Origin of the sequence: Serratia sp. (in: enterobacteria) (genome assembly GCF_046715635.1) — a bacterium.
Lineage (GTDB): Bacteria > Pseudomonadota > Gammaproteobacteria > Enterobacterales > Enterobacteriaceae > Chania.
Window position 1 is genome coordinate 1 of the sequence record NZ_JBKJYW010000219.1, and the last position, 12067, is coordinate 12067.

General features: G+C 54.8%; 12 protein-coding genes. 6 read left to right on the plus strand and 6 right to left on the minus strand.

Annotated features, from left to right (window positions below; all coding sequences use genetic code 11):
• The coding region (locus tag ACLQ7H_RS10980) for a flagellar motor protein MotA (RefSeq protein WP_411752691.1) at positions 1-674 on the minus strand (674 nt) is incomplete at its 3' end.
• Positions 675-1253: 579 nt separating this feature from the next.
• Between ACLQ7H_RS10980 and ACLQ7H_RS10985 the strand changes: the two genes are divergently transcribed.
• Complete coding sequence (locus ACLQ7H_RS10985; RefSeq protein ID WP_411752692.1) at positions 1254-1910, plus strand: DedA family protein; 657 nt, start codon at positions 1254-1256, stop codon at positions 1908-1910.
• Positions 1911-1924: 14 nt separating this feature from the next.
• Here ACLQ7H_RS10985 and ACLQ7H_RS10990 read toward each other — a convergent pair whose 3' ends face one another.
• A complete protein-coding gene (locus ACLQ7H_RS10990) occupies positions 1925-2830 on the minus strand; it encodes a LysR substrate-binding domain-containing protein (protein ID WP_411752693.1) in 906 nt (301 codons plus the stop codon).
• A gap of 105 nt (positions 2831-2935) precedes the next feature.
• Here ACLQ7H_RS10990 and ACLQ7H_RS10995 point away from each other — a divergent pair, with 105 nt between their 5' ends.
• Positions 2936-3958, plus strand: a complete 1023-nt coding sequence (locus ACLQ7H_RS10995) for a zinc-dependent alcohol dehydrogenase family protein (protein WP_411752694.1) — start codon at positions 2936-2938, stop codon at positions 3956-3958.
• On the opposite strand, the gene ACLQ7H_RS11000 is transcribed toward ACLQ7H_RS10995, so the two are convergent.
• A complete protein-coding gene (locus ACLQ7H_RS11000; protein ID WP_411752702.1) occupies positions 3955-4839 on the minus strand; it encodes an AraC family transcriptional regulator in 885 nt (294 codons plus the stop codon). The two genes, ACLQ7H_RS10995 and ACLQ7H_RS11000, sit on opposite strands and share 4 nt — an antisense overlap.
• A gap of 427 nt (positions 4840-5266) precedes the next feature.
• On the opposite strand from ACLQ7H_RS11000, the gene yqhD reads away from it, so the two are divergent.
• The 4 genes from yqhD (at position 5267) to ACLQ7H_RS11020 (ending at position 9300) form a co-directional block, all read left to right on the plus strand.
• Entirely contained in the window at positions 5267-6430 is a 1164-nt protein-coding gene (gene yqhD, locus ACLQ7H_RS11005; protein WP_411752695.1) for an alcohol dehydrogenase, read from the plus strand.
• Between the two features lie 156 nt (positions 6431-6586).
• Positions 6587-7633 carry an NADPH-dependent aldehyde reductase Ahr gene (ahr, locus tag ACLQ7H_RS11010; protein WP_411752696.1) on the plus strand — a complete coding sequence of 349 codons (1047 nt, stop codon included), beginning with the start codon at positions 6587-6589 and terminating at the stop codon, positions 7631-7633.
• A gap of 87 nt (positions 7634-7720) precedes the next feature.
• Positions 7721-8536 (plus strand): 2,5-didehydrogluconate reductase DkgA, encoded by an 816-nt coding sequence (gene dkgA / locus ACLQ7H_RS11015; protein WP_411752697.1) that lies wholly within the window; start codon positions 7721-7723, stop codon positions 8534-8536.
• A 158-nt stretch (positions 8537-8694) separates the two neighbouring features.
• Complete coding sequence (locus ACLQ7H_RS11020) at positions 8695-9300, plus strand: transglycosylase SLT domain-containing protein (RefSeq protein WP_411752698.1); 606 nt, start codon at positions 8695-8697, stop codon at positions 9298-9300.
• Between the two features lie 9 nt (positions 9301-9309).
• On the opposite strand, the gene ACLQ7H_RS11025 is transcribed toward ACLQ7H_RS11020, so the two are convergent.
• The 3 genes from ACLQ7H_RS11025 to ACLQ7H_RS11035 all read right to left on the minus strand — a co-directional run.
• On the minus strand, positions 9310-10623 hold the full coding sequence (locus ACLQ7H_RS11025) for a type II toxin-antitoxin system HipA family toxin (protein ID WP_411752699.1): 1314 nt from the start codon (positions 10621-10623) through the stop codon (positions 9310-9312).
• Positions 10623-10892, minus strand: a complete 270-nt coding sequence (hipB, locus tag ACLQ7H_RS11030; RefSeq protein ID WP_411752700.1) for a type II toxin-antitoxin system antitoxin HipB — start codon at positions 10890-10892, stop codon at positions 10623-10625. Before hipB ends, ACLQ7H_RS11025 begins: the two co-directional genes overlap by 1 nt.
• Positions 10893-11122: 230 nt before the next feature.
• Positions 11123-12067, minus strand: a 945-nt coding sequence (locus ACLQ7H_RS11035; protein WP_411752701.1) for a DUF3362 domain-containing protein, incomplete at its 5' end; no start/stop codon positions are given.

Genomic DNA, 12067 nt, shown 5'->3' on the forward strand with positions numbered 1-12067 from the left:
ATGGCGCCGATGGTAGCCAGGAAGCCATTGCCGCGCCCCAGTTGACGCCCGTAGGCCGCTACGCGGCGTTCCAGACGGAAACCGGTACGCTCTTTAATGCCGTTGTTGTCGTTAGAGGCTGCCGACAGCTCCAGCTCGTTCTGCGCGTCTTGTAGCAGCACCGCACTGATGCTCTCGTCCGAGAAGCTTTGTGCCAGTTCGGAGGCATCATCCAGTGAACGCACATCGGCCAGCGCCAATTGCTCACGGCGCAAACGGCGTTTGGAACGAAACAGCTCGCTGCCTTTGGCAAACAGAATGGTCCAGGTGACGATAGACGCCAGCACCAGGCCAATCATCACGATTTTCACCACGATATCGGCGTGCTGATACATGCCCCAGACGGAAAGGTCCATGCCACGCGTTTCTGGCGGTTGGATAGTCGGTTCAGGATTAACCGGGGTGATATTGTCCGGGGTACCCGCCACTGGGGTTACCGCTGCTGGTGCGGCCGGTGTCGTTGCCGCAGCAACGCTTTCAGCAACTGCGGGTGCAGTGGCCGGTGCCGCCTGAGCGTTGCCCGCCAACCCCACCACTAATACCAGTGAGGCGATCACACTGCGCCCCAATGCGCCCCATTGCCCACGGCCTGCGCCCTGAGCACTTTGATTTGTCATTTTGCCAGCCGTTTTCACGCTGTGCCTCCACCCATTTTCAACATTTAAGGAAGAATTCAGCGTGCGATCATATCAAACCAATCAGGGATTGATAGTAGTTATCATTATTATTTACTCAATAACGCATCGACGAGCAAAAAATGATACAACCCCAGACACTATCAGGGTTTGCGCGTCATTGGGCATAACATTGCCCCCTCACAATGCTAACAAAATCATCACTCAAACTGCTGCTTTTTACCCCAATGGGACATAATCGGGGTGAATAGCTCACTCCATCACTGCGGGAAAACGTCTATTAGACACCCAGGTGGGTGTAACCGGTTACTGAGGAATAACTAGAATAAAACCGTATCGAAGGCATCAGGTTTTACGGTGTTTTTAGTGAAGCATCCCGCCGATCACCTATACTTTTTCCGAGTTTTACAGCCTTCGCCACATTTTCTACGCTCTGTTTAATGTCCGCTTAAGCTAATAGCGGTACACTTATGGTGCTCTAGGGTCTCACCGCAGTGTGCGGCCTGAATTTACCGGTGAGCATGGCTATAACAGCACGGTAGCCTATAGACAGTCAGCCCAGGCACCTCAGGATAAAAAATGGATGTATTAAGAGAAATTGTTCACGCACTGTGGACGCAAGACTTTACTGCACTTGCCGATCCCAGCGTGATTTGGGTGGTTTATGCCGTCCTTTTTACCACCTTGTTTTTAGAAAACGGTTTATTGCCCGCTTCCTTCCTGCCCGGAGATAGCTTACTGCTGTTGGCCGGTGCCTTGATCGCCAAAGGCGTGATGAGCTTTATCCCCACGCTGATTATCCTGACGGTCGCCGCCAGCCTTGGCTGCTGGCTCAGCTATCTGCAAGGGCGATGGCTTGGCCATACCTCGGTGGTGAAAGGCTGGTTGCTACAACTGCCAGCCCAATACCACCAACGCGCGCACATGTTGTTTAACCGTCACGGCCTGGTCGCTCTGCTGATTGGCCGTTTTCTGGCGTTTGTACGTACCCTGTTGCCCACCATAGCCGGTATCTCGGGCCTCAATAGTGCCCGTTTTCAAATTTTTAACTGGCTCAGCGGCTTACTTTGGGTAGGCTCGGTGGTCACGCTGGGCTATGCCTTTAGCCAAATCCCGCTGGTTAAACGCCACGAAGACCAAGTGATGGCAGGGCTGATGATCCTACCGATGGTGCTGTTGGTCACAGGACTACTGGGCGTGATGCTGGTCATTTGGCGTAAAAAACGCGCCTCCTGAGTCGGGTGGCGCGGCTATAGCGCCATCCTCACGGGCAGGTGGCTGACCAGCGCGTCCACCGCCAGCCGCACTTTCAAGGGTAAATGCGGCGTAAGCGGCCAGACGGCATGCACTTCAAAGTCTTTCCCAGGTACTTCCCCCAACACCTGCTGCAATCGGCCCTCCTGCAAGGCTTCACGGATTAGCCAACATGGCAGCCAGGCAATACCAAACCCGGCCACCGCCGCGTCGGCAATCGCCTGCAGATCGTCCATTAGCAAGCGGGGCTTCGGCATCACTTCTCGCGTTGTTCCGTCTGCCTGCGGGATCAACCAGCTACGGATCATTGCGGCGTGGCGATAAGCGATAGCATCGTGCTGGAACAGTTCTTCAACGCTGCTCGGCGTACCACAGCGAGCCAGATAATCCGGTGAGGCGCACAGGGTCATGCGGTTATCCCCTAACCTTCTCGCCACCAGCCCGGCGCTGTCCGGCAATGGACCATTACGCACCGCCAGATCGAATCCTTCCTCAACCAAATCCACCACCCGATCGCTGAATGACAGATCAAGTTCCAATCCTGGATGCTCACGCGCCAACGCAGTAAGCACCGGCGCGATACACTGGCGGCCAATCAGCACCGGTACCGCAACCCGCAACCTGCCACTAACCTGCCGCTTACCGCTTTCCAGCAGGTTCTCTGCAACGCGGATCTCCTCCAGCGCACGCAAACAACGCTCATAGAACAGTGCACCATCGTCAGTTAAGCTCAGACTGCGGGTGGTGCGGTGAAACAGGCGCACGCCCAGCCGTTGTTCCAGCCGGGCGACAGTTTTGCCCACCGCCGAACGGGAAAGATGCAGCCTGTTGGCCGCCAGCGCAAAGCTCCCTGCCTCCACCACGCTGACCAATACCGAGATGCCGCTTAATCGATCGCTCATCCTTTGTAGCCCTTAAAGAAACAATGCCGGGATAAATTATCGCCACTGGTGATTTTAAATCAACGTTATTATCTCCTGATATCTTCACCCCATCTGGAGCACCTCATGACCGAAACCATGCAACGTTGGACAATGAACGCCGTAGGGCGTGAGCATCTGCAATTAACCGAAAGTACCATTCCACAGCCCGGCCCACATCAGGTACGGGTGAAAGTGAACGCCATAGCGCTGAACTATCGTGACAAAATGGTGATAGAAGGCACCATGCCATTGGATCTGCCGCTGCCGTTTACCCCTGCCTCGGATATGGCTGGCGTGGTAGACGCAGTGGGAAGCGCCAGCACGCGTTTTCGCCCTGGCGATCGGGTGATCTCTACCTTTAGCCCGGACTGGATTGACGGTAAACCTGACGGTGACGCCCGCACTCCGCCTTATCGTACGGCAGGTGGTACTTATCAAGGGATGCTGGCTGAATACGTGGTGGTTGATGAAACCTGGCTGAGCGCGTCACCTACCACATTAGACGATGCCCAAGCCAGTACCCTGCCCTGTGCCGGGCTGACAGCCTGGTTCGCCTTGGTAGAACGCGGTCATTTGCGTGCCGGGGAATCGGTGTTGGTGCAAGGCACCGGTGGCGTTGCCCTGTTCGCATTACAGATTGCCAAAGCCCACGGGGCGCAGGTCTTTATCACCTCCGGCAGCGAAGAGAAGCTGCTACGAGCCAAAGCGTTAGGGGCCGATCACGGCATTCACCGTCTGCAAGAGGATTGGGTGGAGTCGATCTATCAACTGACGCAGGATCGCGGTATCGATCATATTGTCGAAACCGTTGGTGGCAGCAATCTGCTCAACTCCCTGCGCGCAGTAGCGATCCACGGGCGTATTTCCGTGATCGGCATGTTGGAAGGCGCGGAGATCGCCATCCCCGCAGGCCTGTTGCTGCTGAAATCGCCACAGATCCAGGGGATTGCCGTCGGCCATCGCCGCGCATTGGAAGATCTAGTACGCGCCGTCGACGCCAACGGCATCAAACCCGTCATCGACCAGCGTTACCGTTTTGATCAGCTACCTGCGGCGCTCGATCACCTCGATCGCGGCCCGTTCGGCAAAATCGTCCTGACGCGTTAACCCTGCATGATGGCGCTATTGTCCCGCAGCCGGGCGATCTCATCGCTCGGCGTAATGCCAAACAGCCGCTTAAACTCGCGGCTGAACTGCGAAGCGCTCTCGTAGCCCACGCGGATCGCCGCCGTGCTGGCCTTCAGGCCATCATGCACCATCAGCAAACGCGCCTTGTGCAGGCGATACGACTTCACATATTGCAGCGGCGAGGTGTTGGTCACCGCCTTAAAGTTATGGTGAAACGCCGACACGCTCATGTTCACTTCATACGCCAACTGTTCGACGTTGAGGTTCTCGGCATACTGGTTTTCAATCCGCCGCAGTGCCTTGGCGATCTGGCTGAAATGGGTATGCCGGTTAACCAGTTCCTGCAACGAAGCACCGCAACTGCCACGCAATACGTAATAAAGCAGCTCGCGCACTATCTGTGGCCCCAGCACCCGGGCATCCAGCGGTTTCTCCATCACGTCCAGTAGGCGTTCGGTGGCACACAGCATTTCATCGCTAAGCACTGAGAGGTTAACGCCACAGCTTTCCCCCTTAGGCTGCATCAGATAATCGTCATCACCGATATCGATCAGCAGATCCTGTAGCATCTGGGTGTCGATATTGACCGCCAACCCCACCAGCGGCTGTTCCGGGCTGGCAAAGGTTTCACACTCAAACGGCAGCGATACCGTCATCAGCAGGTAATTGCGCGGATCGTACTGAAACACCTTGCTGCCACAGTAGCCCACCTTGTGGCCCTGAAAGATGATGACAATGCCTGGCTCATACATCACCGGCTGGCGCGGGCAATATTCGTCGGTATACAGCACCTTCACCATAGGTACAGGCGTTGGGCTATAGCCTTTGGCGGCGGCAAAGCGCATCGCCTGGCGCGCCATACGGCTGCGTAGTTCAACGTTCTCCATCAGCAAGCCCCTCTAGTCGCCTGAATAATTCGACATGGATAATAACCATAAAGATGCATTTTCTACAGTGTAGCGTAGGAATAGGCAAGACACCGACAGGAATGTGCATTGTGCGATCGGGCCAGGTTATTGACAATAGACTCCAGTTATTTTTGCGCTTCTGGCGCTTCCTTTTTACCCATACCCTATGAATTTCAAGCTGCAGCTAGGCGACAAGCTATCTCAGCCCCAGGAGCTTACTTTTAGTAAGTGACTGGGGTGACAAATCTGTCGGGAACAGATTTGAACGCTGTACACAGCGGCCCCGAAGGGGTGAGGTCCACGGATGGGCCGAATAGCTAAGTGCAGGTAACAACGCTGCAGCTTGAAAGACGACGGGTATACAAAAGAGAATACGATTATGCAAAACTTCATCCTCCATACCCCAACCAAAATCCTGTTTGGTAAAGACCAGATTGCCGAATTAGGCAAACACATCCCGGCAGATGCCCGCATCCTGATCACCTACGGCGGTGGCAGCGTGAAGCACAACGGCGTACTGGATCAGGTTTATTCCGCTCTGGCTGGCCGCAACGTGCAGGAGTTCTCCGGTATCGAGCCTAACCCGACCTATGAAACCCTGATGAAAGCGGTGGAAGTCGTGCGGGCAGAAAAGATCGACTTCCTGCTGGCAGTCGGCGGCGGCTCGGTGGTTGACGGCACCAAATTCATCGCGGCAGCGGCCGACTACCAGGCCGATCGCGATCCTTGGCATATCCTGAAAACCGTAGGCAGCGAGATCGCCAGCGCAGTACCGATGGGCTGTGTGCTGACCTTGCCAGCGACCGGCTCCGAGTCCAACAGCGGCGCGGTGATCACCCGTAAAAGCAGCGGCGACAAACAGCACTTCTTCTCCCCGCTGGTGCAGCCTCTGTTCGCCGTGCTCGATCCGGTGGTGACCTATTCACTGCCACCGCGCCAAATCGCCAACGGCGTAGTGGACGCCTTTGTCCACACCATTGAGCAATACCTGACTTACCCGGTCGATGCCAAAGTGCAGGATCGCTTTGCCGAAGGCCTGCTGTTAACGCTGCTGGAGGATGGCCCACGTGCGCTGGCCGAACCGGAAAACTATGCGGTACGTGCCAACGTGATGTGGAGTGCCACCATGGCGCTGAACGGCCTGATCGGTGCCGGTGTGCCGCAAGATTGGGCAACGCATATGCTCGGCCATGAACTGACCGCCATGCACGGTCTGGATCATGCGCAAACCCTGGCCGTCGTCCTGCCTGCCTTGCTGGTAGAGAAAAAAGCCCAGAAGCGCGAAAAATTGCTGCAATACGCCGATCGCGTCTGGGGCCTGCGTGAGGGTTCCGAAGAAAGCCGTATCGACGGCGCGATTGCCGCCACTCGTGCCTTCTTTGAACAAATGGGTGTGCCAACCCACCTGTCTGACTACCAGCTCGACGGCAGCTCCATCCCTGCGCTGATCGACAAATTGCACCAGCACGGCATGACCACACTGGGTGAGCATGGGGACATTACGCTGGAAGTTAGCCAACGCATTTATCAAGCGGCACGCTAATTGCTGGCGCACGATTTCAACGCAACATCACAGTTTCCTGCTAGGCTTTAGTTTCCACTTACCGTGTCCGACCGATCATCGGGCACGGCTCTGCGCCTTATCCGCGCTTTCGATCGCATCGCATAACATCGTCTCGTTAACCCATGGGAGAATTTTATGGCGAACCAATCCAGTCCCGTCTCTGACAATCACATTCGTGCCTGGGCCGCGCCCGGCGAGGGACAGCCGCTTGAACCTTTCACCTTCGACGCCGGTGCATTAGACGACGATGAAATTGAAGTTGCCATTGACTACTGCGGTGTCTGCCACTCCGACCTGTCCATGCTGAAAAATGAATGGGGCATTACCCACTACCCGTTCGTGCCCGGCCATGAAGTGGTGGGCAAAGTCACCAAGCTGGGTGCCCATGCGCAGAACAAAGGGCTTAAGATTGGCCAGGTGGTGGGCGTTGGCTGGAATCGCGGCAGCTGTATGCACTGCCACCCCTGTATGTCTGGCGATCAGCATCTGTGTAATGAAGTGCAGCCAACCATTATTGGCCGCCATGGCGGCTTTGCCGATCGTATCCGCAGCCACTGGGCCTGGGCAATCCCGCTGCCGGAAGGCGTTGACGTGACCAGCGCCGGGCCGTTGTTCTGCGGCGGGATCACGGTGTTCAACCCACTACTGCAATATGATGTCCGCCCGACACAGCGCGTTGGCGTGGTCGGTATCGGCGGCCTCGGCCACATGGCGATCCGCTTTATGCACGCCTGGGGCTGCGAAGTCACCGCCTTCACCTCGTCCAACAGCAAACGTGACGAAGCGCTTTCGTTGGGTGCCCACCGCGTGGTGGCCAGCAATGACAGCACCGCGTTGCAGGCCATTGCCAATCAGCTCGACTTTATTCTGGTGAGCGCCAGCGCCTCGCTGGACTGGGATGCCTTCATTGGTACTCTGGCCCCGAAAGGCCGCCTGCACTTCGTTGGCGCGATCCCAGACCCGGTGCCAGTTCAGGTGTTCTCGTTTATCAGCAAACAGGCCGAGCTTTCAGCTTCACCTACCGGTGCTCCTTCACGTCTGGCCGATATGCTGGCGTTCTGTGCCCGGCACGGCATAGAGCCACAGGTGGAGCATTTCCCTCTGAGCAAGGTCAACGATGCCATCGCGCATCTGGAAGCGGGTAAAGCCCGTTACCGTATCGTTCTGGATATGCACGCTTGAGGTCGCAAACTCGGCAAGCGCTGAGGTGGCGAACTAAAATTCATGTAAGCAGGCATTGGCCTGAAAGCAGTCATAAGGAGATAGCGCATGCAACCCATCATCAAACTCCACGATGGTAATCTGATGCCGCAGTTGGGTCTCGGCGTATGGCAAGCCAGCATTGAAGAAACCACCCAGGCCGTTACCAAGGCGCTGGAAGTCGGTTATCGCTCCATCGATACCGCCGCCATCTACAAAAACGAGGAAGGGGTGGGTGCCGCACTGCAATCCACCAGCATCCCACGTGAAGAACTGTTTATCACCACCAAGCTGTGGAACGACGATCAGGGCGATCCGCAGGCGGCGCTGGAAACCAGCCTGAAAAAGCTGAAGCTGGATTACGTCGATCTCTATCTGATCCACTGGCCAAAGCCGGCACAGGATCAGTATGTCGAAGCCTGGCGCGGCTTGATCAAACTGCGGGAACAAGGGCTGGTGAAAAGCATCGGCGTCTGTAACTTCCACACGCCACATCTGCAACGCCTGCTGGATGAAACCAGCGTCGCGCCGGTGATCAACCAGATCGAACTGCACCCGCTGCTGCAACAGCGCCAGCTGCGCGCCTGGAACGCAACTCATCACATCGCCACCGAATCCTGGAGCCCGTTGGCGCAAGGGGGCGAAGGCGTCTTCGATCAACCCCTGATCAAGAAACTGGCGGAGAAGTACGACAAGACGCCAGCACAGATCGTCGTGCGCTGGCATCTGGACAGCGGCCTGGTCGTGATCCCGAAATCGGTCACGCCAGCGCGCATTCGCGAAAACTTTGAGGTGTTTGATTTCAAACTGGATAAGGACGAACTGGGCGAAATCACCAAGCTGGATATTGGCAACCGCCTGGGGCCAGATCCGGACTCTCTGTAAACATAACGGGGCCGTACTGTCGGCCCCGCTGCTTTATTGTTGGTAGCCTCATGCAAGCTAAAGTTTTGATCGCGTTAATTGGCTTTTAACCCAAGATCTTATCGGTCGCTGGCGCTATGATATGGCGCAGCGATCCGATCACAGCAGCTTGGAGTTTCATGACCCTCTCTTTCTTATCTTTGCCGCGCCTGACCATGGTGTTAATGCTGTTGGTGCTGGCGGGCTGTTCCAGTAAGCACCAGCGCACCAGCCACGATCCTCACGCCTATGACGATGAAATCGAAGACGCGGCCGACGAGTATGATGTCGATGAAAAACTGATCGCCGCCATTATTCAGGTAGAGTCTGGCTTTAACCCGAAGGCCGTCAGCCCTTCCAATGCGATTGGTCTGATGCAGCTCAAGGCGAATACCGCCGGTTGCGATGCCTACCGTTTTAAAGGCAAACGCGGTTGCCCGGATGATGACGACCTGTTGGATCCCGAAACCAATATCGATCTGGGCGCAGCCTATATTGGCTCGCTGCAACAGCAGCAACTGAAGTGGATTGACGATCCGGTGACCCGCCGCTATGCCACCGAGGTGGCCTATGCCAACGGCGCGGGAGCCTTGTTACGCACCTTCTCCAACGATCGCAAAAAAGCCATCAGCATGATCAACAGCCTATCGCCGGAAGCCTTTCACTGGCATGTACGTCAGTACCATCCGTCACCACAGGCACCGCGTTATATGCTGAAGGTCGAGGCGGCGTATAACAGTTTGTAGCCAGAATACTCAGGCTATCCCTGATAACCTGCCGTGGAATTTCTGCAAATTTGACACGATTGAGCGATAGACATGGGCTGAAAAATCGTCAGGTAAGGTTTTTGTTACCGCACCGATGGCTCTCGGAACGTTCCCCGCGAAATAATGCAGGATCTCCATCATTTGCTCTGCGGGGAAATTCACCTCCTTTGCTGTCGCCACAAAGTGACGGGGATAGATCTTGCCAATCTCGTTTTTCCTTCCCTTGCTGGCTTTCAGGCTCATTGCCAACTTAAGATCGCTCATATGTAAACCTTGCCCACCGAGCACGGGAAAGGCAGAAATAATGTCGTAGAAAGGAGTTAATCTAAAGCTACCGCCTGCCTGAATAAAAATGGAGAAATTTTTCGCATGCCCGTCCGTTGCACCAAGCAGCCATTGAAAAACCTGAAATTTCATAAAGTCATGTCGGTCTTTTAACGCGGTACTGGAACCGAGCAAAAAATCCATAATCTTGGCAATTCCTGGCCCCCCGTCTGATTCATACTTCACTGATGAGGGCAGACCGAAAACTTGGCAGAGATCTTCTTGCGGCAAGCGAAGCAACTCGGTTCTGTTTTTCACCCAGCGACGATCAAACCGTTCAACGGCCAGAGCCCTGATGGTCTCAGTCCTGATGATCTCGGTATCAGGCACAGCAAATCCAAGTTCACGCGCTAATGCCAGACATAAATACTCATTATCAACACTCTCACGCAGATCCAGCGTGGCATTAGGCTGTTTTATTTCACCTATCGGCAGCTTAATGATGTGGGTAGTTGGCATCATTCCACTCGGGAGACACCAATCCTCATTAATCTTCAGCAGCGCCGTCTTTTCCTGGGCACCTGCAACCGATATTCTGAAATCGTCTTCTTCATTAATCATACCAAGCGGAATATCTGATTGGTATGCGGTGAGTAACGTTTCCAGTCGGATTTCATCCAGTGACTGCCACGTTAATGTCAGTTCGGTGACAGTTTTCCCTGGCGGAAGTAACGTCACAGCCCCCACACTATCTCTTCCTATCTCAGCAAGAAGATCAAAGGGTTGTGTCGATTTGGCGTGATACCTTTTAACAATTCGCTCCCGAACCTTTGGGTTGTCCGGCAACAGGTTATCAAAGTAGTTAATCACCGCATCAGATGTGATGTTGCCTACCTCTAAAGGCAGCGATAGAGAAAGAGGCCTGGCGCGCGGATTGCGCATCCAGCTATCATCATATCTGAACGTATGGGCACCGGTTTTCTGCTTAGTCAGTTCACCGACAAGTTCGTTGTTCATCCACGTAATCAACTTTGCCATTACCAGTCAAGCTCCTGTTGATTTTCCTTATCACAGACGGCCGTCATATCATTTTTGTCGCATACAACCATAAACATTTCAAGTGATTGTAATATTTTAAACAGTGTAGTCAGCGTTGTTTTTTCGGGGTTGTTTTCGAAGTTGGAAATGGTTGCCTGCTTAATACCAATCCGACCGGCAAGGTCGCTTTGCGTCCAATGGTTTCTCTGCCGCACCAGTTTTAGATAGTTTGCCAGTTGGGCCGGGCTATAAATTTTTGGTGGATTCATCACATTGACCTCCTGGGTATCCGCACTAAAGGATAATTATCAGTATATCCTCTAATGGGGATAAAGCAATGAATATCCTCACCAAGGGATAATGATGGGGGTATCCCCATAAGGGGATAAATCACGAATTTTGGATCCAGCGGCTATTGAGAGTTTTTCAGCGATGTATAGATAGCTATACCCTCAGGGAGAGGGCTAGTACGAGGGAGCCACTTGGGCTCCCTGCTCTATCAGGCCTTACCGTTGCGGATAGGCTTGCGCGGCGGCTTGTTGGACGGCGTGCGCTGGCGGGTAATGTCCGTGTGCTTGGTCAACGCCGGGCGGGTATGCCGCTGCAGGCGCTTGGCCTCGCGCTGTTCGTCAATGCTCGGTGCTGGCACCAGGCATTCGCGACGGCCACCAATCAGGTGTTTCATCCCCATCTCTTCCAACGCAGCGCGGATCATCGGCCAGTTAAGCGGATCGTGATAGCGCAACAACGCCTTATGCAGGCGGCGCTGACGATCGCCCTTCGGTATAAACACGTCTTCGCTCTTATACCCCACCTTACCCAACGGGTTCTTGCCGCTGTAATACATGGTGGTCGAATTCGCCATCGGCGACGGGTAGAAGTTCTGTACCTGATCGAGACGGAAACGGTTTTTCTTCAGCCACAGCGCCAGATTCACCATATCCTCATCACGGGTACCCGGATGCGAAGAGATGAAATAGGGGATCAGATACTGCTCTTTACCCGCCTGCTTGGAGTACTGATCGAACAGCTGTTTGAAACGATCGTAACTGCCCATACCCGGCTTCATCATCTTCGACAATGGCCCTTCTTCGGTATGTTCCGGAGCAATTTTCAGGTAACCGCCCACATGGTGGGTAGCCAGTTCCTTGATATATCGAGGATCTTCAACCGCCAGATCGTAACGCACCCCAGAGGCGATCAGGATCTTTTTGATCCCTTCCAGTTCGCGGGCACGGCGGTAAAGCTTGATGGTCGGCTCGTGGTTGGTATCCATATAGGTACAGATTTCCGGATACACACAAGAAGCGCGGCGGCAGGTTTGTTCCGCTCGCGGGTTGGTGCAGCGTAGCATATACATATTGGCCGTTGGGCCGCCCAGATCGGAAATCACGCCGGTAAAGCCCGGCACCTTGTCGCGGATCTCTTCGATTTCACGCACGAT